Source organism: Ruegeria sp. YKSE079 (genome assembly GCF_059612845.1).
Genome location: NZ_JBXWRJ010000006.1, coordinates 153,384 through 172,817, shown reverse-complemented (window position 1 = coordinate 172,817; position 19,434 = coordinate 153,384). Strand labels below are relative to the sequence as shown.

The window sequence follows — 19,434 nt, the reverse complement described above, 5'->3', positions numbered from 1 at the left end:
TTTTGCCTGAACTTCAGGAGCGCGGGTGGCTCTATGAATATGCAATGCGAAACTCATCAGGTGTCAAACTGGTCTTGAGGGCCAGACCATGACCATGTCGGCTGGATTTCTTGGTGGCGCTCGCGACCGATTGCTACCGGCTTCGATACCATTTCGCTTCTTTATTGCGGCCGCAGGTTTCCAGGTACTGGCCTGGGCCACTCTGTTCTTTGCTTCGGGTGAGGTTCAGGGATTTCAAGGCGGCCTGGGCATGACTCTGGCAGCGATTCATCTGGTCACTCTGGGTGTGCTCACAATGACCGCGATTGGCGCCTGCTATCAGCTTTTGCCTGTCGTAACACGCAAACCGTTGACATGCGACTGGCCGCCACGCCTGAGTTTTTGGCTGATCTTTCCAGGTATTGTCCTATTGACGTATGGAATGGCATCAGCCGATCAGGCTACAATGAAAATTGGTTCAATTCTTGTATGTGCTGGTCTTTCTGTCTTTGCCATTGTGACTACTGACAACTTAAGTCGCGCGCATGGTGTTCCTGTTGTTTCCGCGCATGGCTGGTTGGCGCTGATTTCTCTGGCGATCGTTGTCGTTCTTGGACTTCTGTTAATTTGGGATTATGACGCAGGTTTTCTTGAAGATCATTTCAAAGTGGCAATTGTTCACATGGCACTTGCGAGCTTTGGCTTCATGGGACTTCTCGTGCTGGGCTTCAGTCTCGTGCTGATCCCCATGTTTGTCATGTCCCGTAGTTTGCCAATGCCAATCTGCTGGACCCAGGTCTCGCTTGCGGCTTTCGCCCTTTCGGGGTTTTCTATTGCGTTTATGTTGAACGTCCCCGTGCTGACATTGACGGCCTTTGCTCCGGCCTTCACCGCCGTCGGCATTTATCTCTGGCTGATGCGAACGGCACTCAGAACCGGGATGCGGAAAAGACTGGGATTGCCCTTTGTACTGATGCGCACATCCTGGCTTTTTCTGGTCGCGGGACTACTACTGTCCGAAGCTGCTTTCACAGAGATCGATATCCCTAACGCCCCTGCTCTGGCCGGCTTCTTCATTCTTGTCGGGTGGCTACTGACTTTTCTAAACGGTGTGCTTCAACGCATCATGCCATTTCTTGCCTCAATGCATATCGCCGGAAAATCCGGCATGCCGCCTCTGCTTTCAGACCTGACTGCAAATCAGCCCCTAAAAATTCACGCCGCATGCATTATCGCGGCGCTGTTGTCCTGTTCTTCTGGCATTCTTTTGGACGTGGTGTGGATGATTCAAACAGGGGCAATCATCGGAACAATCGGAGCAGCGTCATTTGCTTTGTTCACCATCAATGTGGCGCTAAACCTTTGGCAATTAAAGTACCCTGAGTGAATTAAGGTTCTCCAGAAGCCTAGGAAAATCGTGTTGAATTTTATTCGGTAATTTGGTACGAAATTATATAATTTATCCCCAGCCCACAGGCACAACCAAATGACCTTTTCACGGCGCACTGCACAACTCTTGCATGAGGACCATCAGGCAACAATCGCCGTAATCGAAGCACTGGATCGATTGATTGCCAAGGCGGGGAAAATGGTTCCTGACACAGGCAATCCCATGGTCCGAAATACCTTGGCTCAAACCACGGGCGCCTTGGAAGAGGAGGTGAACCAACATTTCGAGTTTGAAGAATCCGAACTGTTCACCCGCCTCGAAGAAATGGGAGACGTTGGTATCGGCAAGCATCTGCGAGAAGAACACCGCGTGCTTGCGCCATTGGGCACATTTGTTGCGGAACAAGCTCGCGATGCATTGAAAAACGGATTTGACCACGAAACCTGGACTAAATTCCGGAACCTAGCGGCCGAGTTGGTAGAGCGCATGTACGCACATATCCAAAAGGAAGAAATGGCATTGGTGCCGGCATTGGAAGACCTACTGGATCAAGAAACAGACATGGAATTGTCCACCGCATATGCCGCGAAACGATGAGGAGCGCATACATGCAAATACAAGGCGCAACAGCGCAACCTAGTGTGCGCCCCCTTTCTCCTGGTGATCTGGAAAAGGTCATTGCAATTGACATGGCGGCATCAGGGTCGCCGCGGCGCGGATATTTCGAAAAGCGGCTTCTGGCCGCAACCGAAAAGCCAGGGGACTATGCCTTTGTTGGCGTGTTTGCTGGCAACAAGCTTGCGGGATTTGCTTTTGCCAAACTCGGCAAAGGTGAATTCGGAAAAAGCGACGTGAGTGCCTCGTTGGATGCTATTGGTGTGGACGGAGATCATGGACTTCAGGGGGTCGGACACAAACTGTTGGACGAAGTCGAAAGGATTCTTCGTCGCAAAGGCGTAACCGAGTTGAGCAGCCAAGTGGACTGGAACCAATGGCCCTTGCTCAGCTTCTTTGCGCATTCCGGTTTCAAAATGGCCCCGAGTTTGGTTTTGACACGCATCGCAAGGGAAATGCCGCACAAATTGGCAGATGATCCGGCGGAAAACCCGTTGGAACTCGACTACAGTTCACCCGACGGTGATTCTGAAAATGCATTGTCCCGCGACTTAGTTCCGGTTCGCAGCATGACGGCATCCGATTTGCCCAAGATCATTTCCATTGACGCAGAAAGCACCGGTTATTCACGGAGCGAGTACTTCTCCCGAAAGCAAGACGAAAACCTCAATCACAGCGGTATCAGAGTGTCGTTGGTGGCGGAACAAGATGGATTTCTGGTCGGTTTCATCATGGCGCGCGTGGATTATGGCGAATTCGGTCGCACCAGTGCCGAGGCTGTAATGGACACGATCGGTGTTGACGGAGGATTTCGAAGGCAGGGTATCGGACAGTTTCTGATGGCCAAACTAATAGCTAACCTCAAAGCATTGCAGGTAGAAACGGTTCGCACCGAAGTTGGTTGGAACGAGTCTGCACTCATCGGATTTTTCAGCTCCGTCGGTTTCAGACCTTCGCAACGGATCTCCCTCACTAAACCTCTCTAGCGGTCCGCAGAACGGATATCAGTTCTGTGGAACCAAAACCGGAACGCAATTGCGTTCCGGTACTGTGTCGTATATTGATCTGCCAAAATCGGACTAATGCAGAGCTTCGTACTTGGCCTGCAATTCCTCGCGAGATTCTTCCCAATCCGGGTTTTGCACAATGCAATCCTCCGGGCAGACCAGCTTGCATTGCGGTTCATCCTCTTCGCCGACGCATTCGGTGCATTTCATCGGATCGATGGTGTAATAGGGTTCCGCAGCCGAAATTGCTTCGTTGGGGCAAACCGGCTCGCAAGCATCGCAGGCAGTGCAAGGGTCAACAATCATCAGTGCCATGTGTAATTCTCCTCCTGTTTGAGTCTCAGGATGCCCTAAGCATCTGGCCACTATTTAAGAGCTTTTCATACCGGAAAGCCCCCCAAAGCGCTGCTCCAATGGCGCCGGCATAGATTGAGTCAGGATGGTTCACCACCTCGGCGTCGACGCCCTTCATTTTTGCAAGCTGCTCGCGCATCGCCTGACAAAGCCCTTCATCCTGCGCAAGACCACCAGTCATCATGATCAAATCGCTCTTGACACCAATAGACTTCAGCAACCGCGCCAAACGGCTGGCCATCGACAGGTGAATTCCCTTGAGTATGTTTGGCGCAGTAATGCCACGCGACACCATGTTAATCACATCGGTTTCCGCCAGCACTGCGCAGATCGAAGATACTTCTTCGGGATCGTCCGCCTGCATCGACAGATTACCGATCTCGTCTTGGGCAATCCCAAGGTAGCGGGCGATATTCTCCAGAAACTGCCCGGACCCTGACGCGCATTGGCTTGTCATCTTGTAGTTCGTGACCTTACCCGCCGCGTCGGTAATCATGGCCCGACCATGCAGAGCGCCACAATCGAGGATCGCGATGGACTTCGGGTTCAGAAACCGTGCGCCGCGGGCATGTGAGGTCATGGAATAAAAGTGACCAGTATGATAGGGAATTGTCTCTCCCTCTCCAGTAGTTGCAATGTAATCGAGATCGGTTTCCAAAACTCCTGCGTCTTCGAGTGTTTGGACGAATGCCTCGCGGGAAAGCTGAATGGGATCCCGCTGGCGGATCCTGAGCGTGCAGCGCGACAACCATTCTTCCCTACCATCTTCCACCCGAAAGATTGCCGCCTTTACGGCTCCCGTTCCTACGTCAATTCCAGCAGTCAGTGTCATGCTTCCACCCCTTCCGTGCGGCCCTCGGCAGCGCGCCTGGCAAATTCGGCGGCGCCAAGCGCACCAGTGTAAATAGAGTCCGGGTTGATGTTGATTGTCACGTCACCGTAGTTTTCCGCTATCAGCTTTTTCAGCTCGCGCACGGCGGCCTCGTTTTTGGCCACGCCACCAGTGAAGGTCATCTGATCGGACACGCCGCCCGATCGAGACAAAATCGAGACCGCACGCAAGATGATGGCGCGGTGAAGACCGGCAAGAATATCCTCGCGTTTCTCACCCAGCGCCAAGCGGTCACGGAGTTCCGCACCGGCGAAGACGGTGCAGGTTGAATTGATCCGGGCAGGCTTGCCGGATTTCATCGCCAACGGGCCAAGTTCGTGCAGTCCCATGTTCATCTCGTCCGCGATGTATCCAAGGTACCGGCCACACCCCGCCGCACAGCGATCGTTCATCTGGAAGTTTTCGACAATCCCTCTTTCATCAACTTGAATGCCCTTGGTGTCTTGCCCGCCAATATCCAGAACAGTACGGGTTTTGGGGTACATCATGTGCGCGCCCAGCCCATGGCAAAGGATCTCGGAACGGATGTGTTCCTTGGAAAACGGCAAGGTCACGCGACCGTAGCCTGTACCTACCAGATAAATTTCCTCCAATTGAATTCCCAGCGCGTGCTCCGCCTTTTGGCCAAGCTCGCTTGAAAGTCCTGTCTCTTGCTTAGCTACTCTCGCCAATGCGCTCTTGAACTTCTGGTTCAGGTTTCCCGAAGGCGGGCGGTTTTCCACCGCAATAATTGATTTGTCGTAGATATTGAGCAGAACATCATAAGGGATACCCGCGTCGCGCCCGACCTCTTCGGCAACGGCCAGATAACGGGAACCGGCAATGTCGCGAAAGAAATCCGATTTGCGTTCTGCATCCGGTGCATACATGGCCGGTGCTTCCGTGCGAAGGCGCTTGAAGACCTCGGCCAAGGCCGCTTTCACCTCTGTGCCAGTTTTTTCGAAACGCTCTCCCCGTACCAGACGCGTGCATGTTTCTTCCAGATCCCCGAGCTGCTCAATGAACTGCTCGAGCCGGAACGAACGCTCCAGCGCCGAAAGGAAACTCTCGACCTCATCGTCGAGCTTGTCGGCCCCGCCGAACTCCTGCCGGAACAGAGTAAAACGCGCGTCGATCTTGGCTTCTTCGGTAGCTACCTTGCAGGCCGTTTCGTAATTTGATCGAGAGTTGGTAATACCACGCCCCAAAACGCGCTCTTGGTCGTCCAACAGCACCGCCTTGGTTGTGGTGGAGCCCAGGTCGATTCCCACGAAGGTTTTCATGCCGCCACTCCTTTCCCGGTGCGTTTTTGTTCAACCATCTGGAAGTAGCTTTCGAGGCGGTTCTTCACATTGGCAGCCGAGAAGTACCGTGGGTCGACGAGGTCAGTTTCGATAAAGGCGGCCGGCTTCCCGGTGCGCTTTTCGACCTCACGCATGATCAGTAATTGACCTGCCGAAAAGCTGTTGCAGCTTTTGATCGAGTTGATCAGCAACCCGTCTGCTTCGTATTCGTTGATATAGTTCACCAACATGTCGATGCGCATCGGCAGACTGCGGTTCGTATAGACGCCCAGGCAGTATTCAGCGAGGGACTCCAGTGGGTTGCTGGGATCGTGGCGGAAACCGAAATCATATGTGCCACCGACCTTGGTGTAAGACGATGCCACAACGGTTGCACCTTCTTCGTAAAACATTTTCCAAAATTGTCGGAATGAAGTGTAATTGGGTGGGCCTTCGACAACGAGGCGGTACTTTTCCTCTCCCATGTCGCCATCCGGTGTTACCGGCCCTTTGCCTGCCGCGACACGGGCATCTACTTCCTGACGCAGAAAGCGGTAATACTCGATGGCATCGTCGGTGCCACGAAACGCGCCGAAGATCGGGCCAATGTAGTAGATACCGCCGAAATAGGCATCGATTGGCGAGGGCTTGTTCTTTGCGCTTTGCAGAACATGCACAAGATCGTCTTCGGCTTTGGCCGATTTCCCTAAATACTCTCTCAGCCGATCGATGTCGAACCTGACGCCTGAAACCTGTTCCAGAGTTGGTATCACATCCTCTTTGAACTGCTTGACCATATAATCGATCATGTTCTTCGTAATCTTGCCGTCCGCCATGTAGGGGGTTTGCAGGAATATGGTCGGGCACTTGTACTGTTCGCGAAGCAGTTCGAACCATTTCAGGAAGGTGAAACACCCGGTGTAGGACAACAGCAAGACGTCCGGGTTTGGCAATTGCTTTCCGTTTGGACCGATATTTCCCTTCATCATCATGCCGATATCAGACTTTACATAGGTACAAACATCCTCGGAATGCCCTGCCCGTTCAGCCTCCATGATATAGCCGCCACTTTGCTTGCGCAGTCCACTTTGGATCGCATTGACCTCCGGCAGATTGTTAACCAAGTCAAAGCACATGAGCAGCTCGTTCAAATTGCCCGGCACGAATGTCGACGCAACCTTTTCACCGGTTTGCGGAGCGTTAGTAAGCCTGTCGTAGTGCTTGGCCATCATCTCCTTCTGCTTGATCATCGAGGCGTCCTTGAGAACGTCCTGGGACGGGGTCTGGGCAACGGGAGGTTTCATGCTGCGCTCCACAATTTGATTGAATCCACAAATGTTCCGGCCTGCTCGCGGATGGGCTGCATCTGGCCGGAATTCTCTGCATACTTGAAAGCGATGTAGGGGATACCGGCGTTTTTCAGCACGTTTTGAAGAATTGGCCGGTCAAGCAGCGCCGGATCGCAGAAGCTCGTGGACGCAAAAATCACGCCCTCCGCACCCGTCTTGTGCACTGCGCGAACAAGGAATTGTCCTTTCTCGGCCTGGTTTGGCTCGTATTTTGCAGCAGTCGATATGGAGCGGTGCAAGAAAGCCTGCGACAGGTTGTGAACCGGATCACCCTTGGTCGGGACATCCCCTGTCAGCCAGCGACTGACCAGCACAAAATCGTCGTCCACTATGTAGCAGCCCGACATTTCAAGGGACTTGATGAGGTTCAGTGGCGGCTGTTCACAGAACATACCGGTCAGGATTACCCGGCTGTTGTCCTTGAGCGGTCGTTCTTCCTTATCGGCAGCGGCAATATAATCGAGTACCAATCGTGTGTGTTCTTCAACCGGCAGGGTCAAGCCTGCACGGATCACAAGATAGGCCTCGAATGCCGGGGCTTTCCACGGCTGCGAAGCCCGCAAAGCATAAAGATCGTCGATGGCCCGTCTGTTTTCATTGTAAACTTCTATCGAGTAGCGAATGTCATCATCAGTGATCTTTCGGCCAGCCATGTCTTCCAGATCATGCAAAAACTCTCGCATCTCGTTGGTATAGAACACGCCTCCGACCGCGTCCTGATAGGTCTGAGGTACGTCGAAGTATTTGGAATAGACATGCGGAAACAGCGTCTTCCACATGCCTGAGAGATTGCGGATCACATCGCAGATCGATGGGAACAACATCCCATCAACAAAATCCAGCCGCCCCGATACACCAAGCTCAATCGTCGAGCGTGGGATGCGGCAGATATAGCTCTGATAGTAGGCATCACCGTGAATGACTTCCAGATTGTCACCACCCCCCATGATACCAAGAGGCAGCATGCCGGCGGCATGAATCAACTCACGCGGGACATAGATAGGCATGTAGCCGATAACCTTGCGGCCCGCTTCCGCATTCTTCCATTCGCGGGCGACCGTGAAATTCAGGTCGTCGTAGAGCGCCTGACAGCGCGCAACGATTTCGGATACGGTTGTTTCCGTCATCTGTTTTCCCACCTTGCTGTGCGTTTTGCCAGAAAGGCTTCGAGCCCTTCGACGGCATCACGCGTTGACATCAATTCATCCAGGTAAAGCGCTTCGACCTCATCCAACCGAGAAAGAACATCGCGGCAAAATCCAGCACGGGCGGCCCGGACAGCCATGCGTAGACTGCTGGTGCTCTTGGGTGTTAGATGCGTTTTCACATAGGCGACCACCGCTGCCTCAGGATCATGGGTAACCACATCGACCAAACCCATTTCTCCAGCTGCCGCACCACTCAACGAACGACCCGAATACAGCAGATCTTCGGCCTTGGCCTGACCAATGCGCCTCGGCAACAGGCAAGAGGCTGCCGGGGCAAACACACCAAGCATCATCTCAGGTTGACCGAGAGTGGCGTCCGGCGCGGCAAAGATCGTATGCCCTGCCATCGCCACCTCCAGCCCGCCCCCCAGGCACTGCCCCCGAACTGCAACGAGGATCGGCACCGGGTACTCCAGCATACGCCGAACCAGCGCGTGCAATGATCTCAACATTTGTACACAGCTTTCGGGAAGGTGCTCTTCCACGGACGCACCGAAGCTGAAATGTGGGCCTTCGGCCTCGACAAGCACAGCAACCAAGTCACGATTGTCCTGTTGAGCCGCCAAGGCTCTATCCAGTGCCGCGATCATTTTTGCATCGACAATATTGGCCTTGGGGCGGTTCAAACGGACCCGAAGAAGAGAACCGTCCAAGGCGAACATCTCACCGACAACCGCGCTGTTTTCTGCAACAACAGCGCTCATTTGCGCACCCCCGGTATCATGCTGTCGATATAGTCGGGCGTGAATTTGGCGCCATCGGCCAGTTCTCTGCGCAGTTGAACGAAATCCACTTCTCGCCCGACTTCACGATTGCCTTCATTGAATGCGCGAAAACCTAAGTTGGCTTCGGACATCATGTTCAGACCAAGCCAAGCGCGCGCGTTTTCCTTGTTCATATTCCAGGCGTTGAGCTTGGGTTTGCGAAGCTCTTCGACGGACTTGGTGGTACAGCCTGGGAAGGTCAGCAGCAATTTCCCGCAAAGCTCGTCAACCTTTCTATCCAACTCGCCCAGATCCACCTCGCCTTTGCTCATCAACGCCTTGCCTTCAGCCAGCGCTTCACCTGTTTTGGGCTTGCCATGCATAATACGACCCCATTCGTCAGTCACCATCCTGGTTTCCACCAAGGGGTTTGGCACGAACTTGCCATCAACCCTCAAAGCCGGGGCAATATCGGAGAGGATTCCCAGCCTCATTGCCTCATGCGCAGAGAAGCTTTCGCACAGTACGCCCGAATTCATCGCCATCTCGCAACCGATCATCAGAGGCAGAAAGTCAGTCGAACCACCAATCGCGGCGCTACCGTGTTTCGGCCCGGCCTGCCCGAACCGTGCAAGGTCGGAGGCAACCGAGAAATCACATGCCATGCCAATTTCTTGCCCGCCGCCGATACGCATCCCGTTCACGCGACATACTACTGGCTTGTCGCAGCCGAGAATGGCTGACACCATGTCGTTGAACAAACGCATGTATTGCCGATACTCTTCAGGCCGCCCGGCATAGTATTCGGCGTATTCCTTAGTGTTTCCTCCGGTGCAGAACGCCTTGTCGCCCGCCGCGGTGAAAACGACCGCATTCACGTCGCGCATGTTGGATGCTGCCCGGAACGCAAGGATCACAGACTTGACCATATCGGTCGTGTACGAGTTGTACTGGGCCGGGTTGTTCAGAATGATCCATGCGTTGTAGAGGCCGTCAGCGACCGTGCCGTCCGGCAGTTTGGCAGGACGCTTCTCAAAGATCACTTTGTCGGTTATTCCCTCGCGCGTGACGTCCGAAACCAAATCGTGCGAAACAAAATCAAACGTGGCATAGTTCATGACTAATCTCCTTTACATCTCGGGCACGAGGATTTGACGCCGGGTGACCTTCCCATCGTGGACGGCTTTGAATACATCGTTGATTTCGCTCAGCGACCGCTGCTCAACAAACGGCATCAACTTGACCTTGCCGCTCATCACGAGTTCCAACGCGCCTGGATACAATTCTGGTGGGCACCCCCAGTTGCCGAGAAGACGAGCATGGAACGCCATCAGGTTCGATAGGCGCACCTCGAGTTTGTCCATGGTGAAACCCACCACGCACATTGTCCCACCATGATTCAGCAAGCTGAATGCCACAGCTTGACCTGCAGCTGTCCCCGAGCATTCCATAATGATCCACTCGGTTGGCCTCAGTGCATTTTTTGCTGCAAATTCCTGGATCGTCTTCTTGAGACTTCGCACATCATATTCGCGGGCGTTCAGGGTCAACTTAGCGCCGTGTTCGCTGACTGCTTCCAGCTTTTCAGTCACGACGTCAATTGCGACCACTGTGGCACCGAGTGCATTGGCCACCTGGACGGCATAGCCGCCGACGCCGCCAACGCCATTCACAATCACAAGGTCGCCTTCGGATACCCCGGCCTGTACCGCTGCCTGATATGGTGTCGTCAAAGCATCAGCAACTACCGAAACATCCGCCAGACCCAGCCCTATGGCACTCAACCTGTCGAGGTCCACCGGACACAACCCCCGAGCGGGAACGACGATGTGGCTAGCAAACCCGCCCTGAATATCATTGCCAGGCATTTTTTGCGCCCTGCAGATAGTGCCCTTGCCTCGGCGGCACAAATCGCACTCGCCGCAAGGAATGACAGCTGGCACGATTACGGTTTCGCCAACCCAATGCTCCGCCCCCTCGCCGGCATCGACAACAGTTCCGCTGATCTCGTGCCCCAGGGCCAGAGGCAAATCGTGATTGGTGCGCACCCCATCATAGAAATAACCCAGATCGGTGTGACACACCCCACATCCCGACACTTCGACCAAAACTTCGCCAGCATCTGGTTTTGCGAGATCGAACTGGACTTTCTCCAGCGGTTCTCCCGGCGAAATCATCATCCAGCGAGTTGGCATCCTGATCCTCCTGTACTCGATCCACGCAATTTGTTGACAGCGCTTATGATCTTTAATACTGTAAATTGGTACCTTATTACCGATTTTAGGTCAACCAAGAATATCGCCACTCCGGAACGCAGATAGGACCGATAATGAATGTGCCCTCTGTAAATGCGAGAAACATATCCTTTGCAATTGTCGGCAGCGGAGGTGCCGGCGCCATAACTGCCGGAGCCATCTTGCTGGAAGCTGCCGGCAAGGCAGGCTGGTATGGGTTGTTGAACCGTTCGGTCGGACCGCAAATTCGCGGCGGTGAGGCGGCAGCACTCGTGCGGCTCTCGACCGAACCTGCCGCCTGCATGTCAAAACAGTTCGATATCCTCGTTGCCATCGATTGGAAAAATGCTGATCGTTTCATCAGCGCCATGCCGGTGGCGACCGGTGGATTGGTGATCTGTGATCCTGCGGCCGGAGAACCACCCAAGGCCGTGCGCGAGACAGATTGCACTATCCTGCAGTGCCCAATCGGTGAGCTTGCAAAATCGCTACCCGGCGGGCGTGAGAACATGGTCTCGGTCGGTCTTGTTTCGGAATTGATCGGCCTGCCATTGGATGAAGTGTTGAAAGTCGTTTCATCAAGGCTTGGCAGCAAGGGAGAGATTGCGATTGAAGACGGTGGTGCCTGCATTCAATTGGGGATCGAGAGCGCGAAGCAGTTCGGCCGGAAGCTTTCGCTGGCCAAACCGAGGAATAATACAACTGACCGCTGGCTGATCACAGGAAACGAAGCAGTTGGTCTCGGTGCTCTTCGCGGCGGAATTCGCTTTGCTGCGGCTTACCCGATCACACCAGCGACCGAAGTCTTGGAGTATCTTGCCCCAGCTCTCGCTTCAATTGGAGGCACTCTGGTACAGGCCGAAGACGAACTGGCGTCTATCAACATGATCATCGGGGCCTCTTTCGGTGGTCTTCCGTCGATCACCGCCACTTCTGGACCAGGACTTTCACTGATGATGGAAAGCCTGGGCCTGGCAGCAGCGTCCGAAACTCCGATCGTCGTCGTCGATGTCATGCGGGTCGGACCCTCGACCGGTATTGCCACCAAGTCGGAACAATCAGATCTCAATATTGCCGTCTACGGCTTTCACGGTGACGCGGATCATGTGGTCGTTGCCCCGCTCAGCGTCGCGGATTGCCTCTTTACCTCGCAGTGGGCGGTCCATATTGCAGAAACACTGCAGTCGCCAGTTATAGTGTTGTCGGACCAATCCATCGGGCAGTCACGGGTACTGATCGAAAAACCGGCAGAGGTCAGTTTTTTGACCCGTCGAAAGATATTCTCAGAGACAGAGCGTATCTTCAGACGCTACGCGGTGACCGCTGACGGAGTTTCCCCTATGTCAATTCCGGGTCAATCGGGTGGTCAGTACACAGCTGATGGGTTGACGCATACCGAACGCGGCGCTCCTTCTTCGGCAAGACTCGATCAGCAGCAACAGATGGAGAAGCGCCGAAACAAGATCGAAGGTTTTGACTATGGCGACTTTTGGGGCGTTACCGAGGGTGACAGCAGCGCCACTACTGTAGTCCTGACTTGGGGATCGCTGACCGGCGCGGCGCGCGAAGCTGTCGATGCATTAACCGAAAAAGAGATTCCCGTTCGGCTGGTTGCTCTGCGGCAGATATCGCCCTTTCCGGTCAATGCTCTGGAAAAGGCTCTGCAGGGGGCGAAACGCGTCCTGTTTGTGGAGCAGAGTTTCTCGGGTCAGTTTTATCGTCACGTAAGGGCGCATATTGATCTGAAGTTCGACGTAAAGAAGCTAAACCGCGAGGGGCCGTATACCATCGGCCCCGACGAAATTGTTACCCGAATTCAGGAATGGAATGCACAATGAACGCGCCCTGTTTCAAAGCGAGCGACTACAAATCAGACATCAATCCGATCTGGTGCCCCGGCTGTGGCGATTTTCATGTTCTGATGTCCATCACCAAGGCATTGGCTAAACTCGGGCGACCGCCAGAAGAAATCGCCGTCATATCCGGGATCGGCTGTTCTTCGCGGATTCCGGCCTATACCAACTGCTATGGTTTTCACGGGGTTCACGGCCGCTCGCTAGCGGTTGCTGCGGGCCTCAAGGTTGCGCGCCCCGACCTGACCGTGATGGCGATGAGTGGAGACGGCGATGGATTCTCGATTGGCGGCAATCATTTCCTGCATGCGTGCCGTCGCAACGTGGATATGACCTATGTCGTCATGGACAACCGTGTTTACGGCATGACCAAGGGGCAGCCATCGCCGACGACCGAACCTGACTGGGACAGCGCGTTGTCTCCCGGGGGCACCGGCCTGTCACCCTTCCATCCATTGGTAATCGCGCTGGCCTCGGGCGCGAATTTCGTCGCCCGTGAGTTTTCTGGCGACATTAAGGCCTGCACGCAAACCATCGTCGCGGCGATCAACCATCCCGGATTCTCATTTGTCGAAATCCTCAGCCCTTGCGTGACCTTCCGGCCGGATGAGCGGAAATGGAAAAAACAGGTCCATGTTGCCAGCGTCCCCGAAACCGACGACCCGGCCCGTGCAGCCCGGCGCATCATGACTGACGACGGCATGAATACCGGCATTCTTTACCGGGGCAGGCGCAGGCCCTATTTTGCGAGCGCTTCAAACAAGGAACACGACCTTTCCCGGCTAGAGAAGGCTTTCGAGATCTGACTTCCGAGAATGACGGAAAACCGGAATCACATTTTTTGTGGCTCCAGTTTTGTTGTTAACGGAAACCATCGAATAGTGTTCAGCGCATATCCAGAACTCGTATAGCCTTGCCCTCCGATCTTGGAATTTCTCCCGGCTTCATCACGGTTACGTCGCAACTTACGCCGATGGTCGATTTAATGTGATGCCGGACCTCCGCTGATTTCCGTTCCCTTGATTGTGGGTCTTGTGAAAAAGCGGGCGATACTTCGACTTCAAGTTTCATCGCGTCAAGCGGACCATCCTTGTACAACTTGATCTGATAATGTGGCGCTAGACCATCAAAGCCCAAAAGCACAGCCTCCACCTGTGATGGATAGACGTTTACGCCCCGTATGATCATCATGTCGTCATTTCGGCCATCCACCCGCAAAATTCGTACATGCGTCCGCCCACAAGCACAGGGTTCGTCGCTTAGCCGGGTGATGTCACGGGTACGGTAACGGATCATCGGCATCGCTTCCTTGGTCAAGGTCGTGATCACCAATTCACCGGTTTCTCCCAATGGCAACGGCTCTTCTGTTTCAGGGTCGATAATCTCGAACAGGAAGTGATCCTCCCATCCGTGAAGGCCATTGCGCTCAATATCGCACTCACAGGCGACACCCGGCCCCATGATCTCTGACAGACCGTAGATATCGACCGCCTTGATGCCCAGGCGCATATCCAGTTCCGCGCGCAATTCGTTGGTCCAGGGTTCAGCGCCAAACAATCCGCGTTGAACAGGCAGGGTGGCGACATCGACCCCCATTTTCTCGGCAACTTCAGCAATATTCAGCGCATAGGAAGGTGTCGAACACAGGACGCGCGCGCCAAAGTCTCGGAGCAATGTTACTTGCCGTTCCGTACCGCCACCCGACACCGGTACGACCACACACCCCAACCGTTCAGCGCCATAGTGAGCGCCCAAGCCGCCCGTGAAAAGGCCATAACCATATGCGTTATGCACCAGATCACCCGGACGAATGCCCGCCGCCGCCATTGAACGCGCCATCAAGTCCGACCAACGGTTCAGGTCTCCGGAGGAATATCCCACTACGGTTGGCTGACCCGTGGTACCAGAGGACGCATGAATGCGCGCCATCTTTTCCAAGGGCATGGAAAACAATTTGAACGGGTAGTTGTTCCGCAGATCGGTTTTCACCGTAAATGGAAAATTCCGGATGTCTTTTAGCTTCTTGATATCTGCGGGTGTGACGCCGGCCTTGTCGAATGTCTCGCGGTAGTGGGGCACAGTAGTAAATGCGCGCTCCAGCGTCCAACGCAGGCGTTCCAATTGCATTTCGGAAATTCTGCTGCGCGACAATGTCTCTGCCGGTCGGTCGAACATGAAGCCCGGGTCATTTTGGTTTAGTGTCAACATGTTGACGTTCCTCCCTGAACCACGACCTGCTCCGGCCTTCCGGATCAGGCTTTTTGCCAACCCGGTTGGATGCCGGGGCTGCTCTTGCCCGCACCTCGTGCCGGCATCTTGTTGATCGCGTAACCTTGGGTGAATGCCGCCCTAGTAATGAGGGCAAATTTGAAGGCCCAACCGGTTGCGGCCGCGCCGAGACCTGCCAAAGCGAGCACCGGTCCTTGCGCCAAAGGGACAGCAACAGACGAAAGCGCCAGCCCCGCGAACAGAGCCTGCGGAAGGGCAGACAGCCCAGCCCCCACCTCGTCGAGGGCCTTGAACGCTCCGACCGGGGCTCCACTTCTACCAAGTTTGGCCCGATACCGGCGCCAAGCGGCAAAGCGTGTTCCGACCAGCATCAGAAGCGCTATTGCAACGCCGCTGTGAACTTCCGGTGTTGTCTCGAAGGCAAGTAGCAGAACCGTGAAAACTCCGATACCTTCAGCCAACCCGGACGCCAGGATCAGTGGTTCGACGGCAGGGTGACGCCAAGCTGGAATTCCTTTCGCGGCGCGCAGGATGCGGGCCTGGCAATAGAGAAAGAAAAGCCCACTTATGGCCGCCAATACCCCAAGAGCCGGCGAACCCAAGAGCCATGACAGCCCACCAAATCCAAAGAATGGCACCGCTGCCATCGCCTCGCGGGTCATCCAGCTTGTCCGAGCATTAAGAAACACGTTCAAGAACCGCCACGGTCGACCAATCTCGAACCATATGGACAGCAGACCGATCGCAACCATGAGCATTGCGGCAATGATTGCGGGCCAAAGCAGCGATCCAAACAACCCCGCAACCATTGCTGCAGCAAACAGTCCGGTTCCGGCTCCACCGCATATGAAATTTACGGCCGCGCGCCAGTCCCAGTATGTCTGCAACTTCGGAGACACCGAAGCCAGCCCTACTGGTTCTGCCACCATCGACACGTCATCCGGCAAGCAGACCTCGCTGATGTCGCCATCGTACAGGTAGTATATATTGGGGCCGTTCCCGAGGTATTCGTGCATCCGGAAATGCCGATTGGTGCGCAGAAGCATCGAGACATTGCTTTCCGGCTCGTCCAGATCGCCCATTTGCAATGCACCAGAGATACAGGACGCCACACATGCGGGCGTCGCTTCCATATCTACACCAGGAACCAATCCAGCGGCGAGCCCAGCATCAATGCGGTCGACGCAAAACGTGCATTTCTGCGATACACCCAGCCGAGACAGGTCCTCGCGCTTGGTTTCGTGTCGCATCGGTTTTCCACCATAAGCCGAGGTCGGCTTGTCAACACGGAAACGGGCCTGATACGGGCAGGCCACCGCGCAAAACGCACAGCCGATACACAGATCATAGTCAATCGTAACTATGCCATCTTCACGCTTTCGCGTTGCTGTCGATGGACAGGCGTCCAGACAAGACGGGCTTTTGCAGTGCATGCACCCAACTGGCAGAAATGCCCTGTGGACCTCCGGATATTCGCCGGTTTCGAAATCCAGAACCTTGCGCCATTGTACACCCGGCGCGGTTGCGTTTTCGTGCTTGCAAGCCGATGTGCAGGTCTGACAGCCGACACAGCGATTGAGGTCAGCGACTATGGTCCAGGTTGTCATCTTCCCGCCCTCGCGACATCATTCTCCACTTTTTTGACTGCCACCCGAACAAGATCGGCACCCGAACCAGTCGCATCTGTCAGATCCAGCGACATCGGAACCAAGCCGTTCATGCTGGGTGTTTTCAGATCTTTTGCAAAAGGCGTTTTCCAATGATCGAACTGACCTATCATGAGCAGCGTGTCGGGACGAATTCCATTGCGCAGTATTACCGCGCCATTCGTACTGCCCACCGACGAGTACACTTCGACCCGGTCGCCCTCGGACAGTCCCAATCTTGCGGCTGCCTGCGGGTTCATGACCACACCGCCGTGGCCCGCTACATTGGATGCGACCTCGTGGATCATCTGGATGCCGACATTTCCGCCCCAGGAATACTGCATTGACCGCGTCGAAAGCAGCCAGAACGGATAATCACCGATTTTGACACTGTATTGCGCCTCGATCGCCCGCTCCCATATGTTCTGGAGGTCTTGGAAATGAGGCAACGCTTCGTATTCTTTCAGTTGCCGGTCCCACCAGGTAATGCCCATTTCGTGCAATCTGGTGCTCAGTTCTTGTCCAATGCGTAACAAGCGCTCCTGATAGGGCAGTTCGAACCTCAGGCCCTTCTCCACCATCGCAGGATAAAGGTACCAGCGCTCCTTGGCGAAAGGTACGGTGCGGAAACCATGCTTGCGATAGTAGTCCAAGCCTTGACTTTCAGCCCCGTCCGTAAGCTCTGCACTGGCAGCGCGACAGGCCTTGTCCCAAATGTCCTCAACAGAATGTTCGTCAGTGGAATCTAGCGAAAAGTCATAGTTCTGACCGAACAACCGAACCCCGGCGGCGCCCTTGTTGATGGCACTGTTGTATTCTTCAAGCAGTCCCGTGCCTTTTGCCAGTTGAGTTGCAATCCACGTAAAATCCCGCGCCTCTCCCATTGGTTTCGATGCCGGACTGCGAAGCGCAAAGCCCTGATGCTCCCAAAACTGCTCAACGTATTTCGAGCCCCCGATCCGTATCAACTGCAATCCTTCAAGGTCGGTGCATTCCGGCAATAACACATCGGCCATGTGGTTGGTTTCGTCATTTGTGTAAGCAAAACAGACGGTAAACGGGAATTTCGCGATCACATCGCCGATAGCGGCGGTGTCCCAAAAGGAAATGACCGGGTTGGTCCGATAAACAAACCACACATCCGGGAGTGTTGGCGTCGGTAGATGCTCGAATCCCTGCATTTGCGCCATCCATGCCAAATGCGTCGGCCCGAGCGCCTGTGACCATGGAGAATTCGCGGCCAGCGGAATAAGCGTACTGTGCGCATGGCGTGATCCTGAGTTTTCAAGGAACTCACCTTTGCGGGTCGGATTCATCGGGTAATTCATGAACCCGTCCGGACCGGGAACGACGCTGGACCATCTGTTGTCCGCCGGGCGGTTCAACCGAACCGTGGTTCCCAAGGTGCCGCCAGGCACTTCCAGACCACCAATCAGAACTGCCATCAACGTACGGGCCCAGGCGCATTCATATCCGCCCCATCCGTTGCTAACGGTTTTGCCTAACGAGATCGCAACAGGCCGGAACGGCATCATTCGCCCATCGATCTCGATCGTTTCACCTACATGGGCGTGCGCAAGATAATCCAACGCTGTTTTGCGGATCGTCGCAGCTGACACATCGCAAATTTCAGCTGCCCATTCTGGGCTGTAGGGTTTGATATGATCGGCGAGAAGGGAAAAGGCAGTCTTGCAGGTCACATCGTCATGCAACCACTTTTTGTCATCCGGTCCGATTTCCAGGCCGGAGATCACAAATTCTCCGTCCAACGCCGGATCAGTATCCTGAGTATCAAACACAACTGCGCGCTTCGATCTGACATCCCAAATTAGGGGCTTTTGAGTTTCTGGGTCTCGGAGATAAAATCCGTTTGGCGCCACCAGATAGGGTGAGGAGGTGCGTTCTTTCAGGAAAGGTACATCCAACTGATGCCGCTCAACCTCGTGTAGTAACACGTGCAGTAGCGCGAACATAAAGGCCGGATCCGTTTTTGGGCGAATTGGCACCCATTCTGCGGAGCAAGCGCCAGTAACTGAAAGATGCGGTTCGACCTGAACTCGTTTGACGCCGCGGTCCCGGGCATCCGCATGACGGCGGACGCCGCAGACCCCGCCTGAGGCCTCGACATTGGCACCAAAAGAAATGATCATCTCGACCAACGGCGTATCCGGGGACACTGTGAACGCCCTGTGCCAGAACTCACCGTATAAGTGCTCAGAATGATAACATTTGACGCCTTGTCCACTGCCAAAGCTCATGTCGATGGGTCCCCACGCCTTTAGAAATGCCGGGAAGGTGCCCATGTAGACAGTGGAGGTTCCGCCTCCGCCAAAACTGGCTGCCACTCGGGGGAAACCGCTTTCATCCTTGAGGCCCTTTTCCCGGGCTTCGTTAAGCTTGCCGCAGATCAGTTTCAGCGCCTCTTCCCAAGTAGCCGGCAGAAAACCTGGGTCTTGATCCCTGCCCTTTCTAGGATTGGTGCGGATCATCGGGGTCCGAATTCGATTGGGGTTGTTGGTCTTCTGGATCAATCCAAAGGCCTTTACGCAGACCTTGCCTTGGGCAGGGTGTACCAAAGCCGCCTCTCCGTTCGGCCGAACTTGGACTGGTACGCCGTCCATGACGTCAACTTTCATCAGGTCTGGCCCGGCAACACACTGATAGCAATAAGATGGAACGCTTTCGGTCACCGATCTCGATGAAATACTCATG

General features: G+C 54.7%; 16 protein-coding genes. 5 read left to right on the top strand and 11 right to left on the bottom strand.

All coding sequences use genetic code 11. The features are described from left to right. Positions 1-88: 88 nt before the first annotated feature. The 3 genes from AC2FMY_RS07640 (at position 89) to AC2FMY_RS07630 (ending at position 2,970) form a co-directional block, all read left to right on the top strand. Positions 89-1,366 (top strand): hypothetical protein, encoded by a 1,278-nt coding sequence (locus tag AC2FMY_RS07640; protein WP_496747508.1) that lies wholly within the window; start codon positions 89-91, stop codon positions 1,364-1,366. Between the two features lie 99 nt (positions 1,367-1,465). Next, positions 1,466-1,966, top strand: coding sequence for a hemerythrin domain-containing protein (locus AC2FMY_RS07635; protein WP_496807190.1), 501 nt, complete (start codon positions 1,466-1,468; stop codon positions 1,964-1,966). 11 nt (positions 1,967-1,977) lie between these two features. Continuing rightward, positions 1,978-2,970 (top strand): GNAT family N-acetyltransferase, encoded by a 993-nt coding sequence (locus tag AC2FMY_RS07630; protein WP_496747627.1) that lies wholly within the window; start codon positions 1,978-1,980, stop codon positions 2,968-2,970. Positions 2,971-3,063: 93 nt separating this feature from the next. Here AC2FMY_RS07630 and AC2FMY_RS07625 read toward each other — a convergent pair whose 3' ends face one another. Genes AC2FMY_RS07625 through had form a run of 8 tightly spaced genes read right to left on the bottom strand, consistent with a single transcriptional unit; the run spans position 3,064 to position 10,955 of the window. Then, a complete protein-coding gene (locus tag AC2FMY_RS07625) occupies positions 3,064-3,306 on the bottom strand; it encodes a YfhL family 4Fe-4S dicluster ferredoxin (RefSeq protein WP_480751976.1) in 243 nt (80 codons plus the stop codon). Positions 3,307-3,331: 25 nt separating this feature from the next. After that, the gene (gene bcrD / locus AC2FMY_RS07620; RefSeq protein WP_480751975.1) at positions 3,332-4,177 is read right to left on the bottom strand and encodes a benzoyl-CoA reductase subunit D; all 846 of its coding nucleotides are present in this window, start codon (positions 4,175-4,177) and stop codon (positions 3,332-3,334) included. Beyond that, the gene (gene bcrA / locus AC2FMY_RS07615) at positions 4,174-5,499 is read right to left on the bottom strand and encodes a benzoyl-CoA reductase subunit A (protein WP_496747630.1); all 1,326 of its coding nucleotides are present in this window, start codon (positions 5,497-5,499) and stop codon (positions 4,174-4,176) included. The genes bcrD and bcrA overlap by 4 nt, the downstream gene beginning before the upstream one ends. Beyond that, the gene (gene bcrB / locus AC2FMY_RS07610) at positions 5,496-6,803 is read right to left on the bottom strand and encodes a benzoyl-CoA reductase subunit B (RefSeq protein ID WP_496747632.1); all 1,308 of its coding nucleotides are present in this window, start codon (positions 6,801-6,803) and stop codon (positions 5,496-5,498) included. Before bcrB ends, bcrA begins: the two co-directional genes overlap by 4 nt. Then, on the bottom strand, positions 6,800-7,975 hold the full coding sequence (gene bcrC / locus AC2FMY_RS07605) for a benzoyl-CoA reductase subunit C (RefSeq protein ID WP_496807189.1): 1,176 nt from the start codon (positions 7,973-7,975) through the stop codon (positions 6,800-6,802). The genes bcrB and bcrC overlap by 4 nt, the downstream gene beginning before the upstream one ends. Further along, positions 7,972-8,760 (bottom strand): cyclohexa-1,5-dienecarbonyl-CoA hydratase, encoded by a 789-nt coding sequence (locus AC2FMY_RS07600; RefSeq protein WP_496747636.1) that lies wholly within the window; start codon positions 8,758-8,760, stop codon positions 7,972-7,974. Before AC2FMY_RS07600 ends, bcrC begins: the two co-directional genes overlap by 4 nt. Then, positions 8,757-9,878 carry a 6-oxocyclohex-1-ene-1-carbonyl-CoA hydratase gene (oah, locus tag AC2FMY_RS07595; RefSeq protein WP_480751968.1) on the bottom strand — a complete coding sequence of 374 codons (1,122 nt, stop codon included), beginning with the start codon at positions 9,876-9,878 and terminating at the stop codon, positions 8,757-8,759. The genes AC2FMY_RS07600 and oah overlap by 4 nt, the downstream gene beginning before the upstream one ends. A gap of 12 nt (positions 9,879-9,890) precedes the next feature. Beyond that, the gene (gene had / locus AC2FMY_RS07590) at positions 9,891-10,955 is read right to left on the bottom strand and encodes a 6-hydroxycyclohex-1-ene-1-carbonyl-CoA dehydrogenase (RefSeq protein ID WP_496747638.1); all 1,065 of its coding nucleotides are present in this window, start codon (positions 10,953-10,955) and stop codon (positions 9,891-9,893) included. A 134-nt stretch (positions 10,956-11,089) separates the two neighbouring features. On the opposite strand from had, the gene AC2FMY_RS07585 reads away from it, so the two are divergent. Together AC2FMY_RS07585 and AC2FMY_RS07580 are read left to right on the top strand one after the other, a co-directional pair. Continuing rightward, on the top strand, positions 11,090-12,832 hold the full coding sequence (locus tag AC2FMY_RS07585) for a 2-oxoacid:acceptor oxidoreductase subunit alpha (RefSeq protein ID WP_496747640.1): 1,743 nt from the start codon (positions 11,090-11,092) through the stop codon (positions 12,830-12,832). After that, positions 12,829-13,653 (top strand): 2-oxoacid:ferredoxin oxidoreductase subunit beta, encoded by an 825-nt coding sequence (locus tag AC2FMY_RS07580; protein ID WP_496747642.1) that lies wholly within the window; start codon positions 12,829-12,831, stop codon positions 13,651-13,653. Before AC2FMY_RS07585 ends, AC2FMY_RS07580 begins: the two co-directional genes overlap by 4 nt. A 79-nt stretch (positions 13,654-13,732) precedes the next feature. On the opposite strand, the gene AC2FMY_RS07575 is transcribed toward AC2FMY_RS07580, so the two are convergent. Genes AC2FMY_RS07575 through AC2FMY_RS07565 form a run of 3 tightly spaced genes read right to left on the bottom strand, consistent with a single transcriptional unit; the run spans position 13,733 to position 19,433 of the window. After that, positions 13,733-15,055 carry a phenylacetate--CoA ligase family protein gene (locus tag AC2FMY_RS07575; protein ID WP_496747644.1) on the bottom strand — a complete coding sequence of 441 codons (1,323 nt, stop codon included), beginning with the start codon at positions 15,053-15,055 and terminating at the stop codon, positions 13,733-13,735. Positions 15,056-15,099: 44 nt separating this feature from the next. After that, the gene (locus tag AC2FMY_RS07570) at positions 15,100-16,683 is read right to left on the bottom strand and encodes a DmsC/YnfH family molybdoenzyme membrane anchor subunit (protein WP_496747647.1); all 1,584 of its coding nucleotides are present in this window, start codon (positions 16,681-16,683) and stop codon (positions 15,100-15,102) included. Continuing rightward, entirely contained in the window at positions 16,680-19,433 is a 2,754-nt protein-coding gene (locus AC2FMY_RS07565) for a molybdopterin-dependent oxidoreductase (protein WP_496807188.1), read from the bottom strand. The genes AC2FMY_RS07570 and AC2FMY_RS07565 overlap by 4 nt, the downstream gene beginning before the upstream one ends. Between the last annotated feature and the right edge of the window lies 1 nt (position 19,434).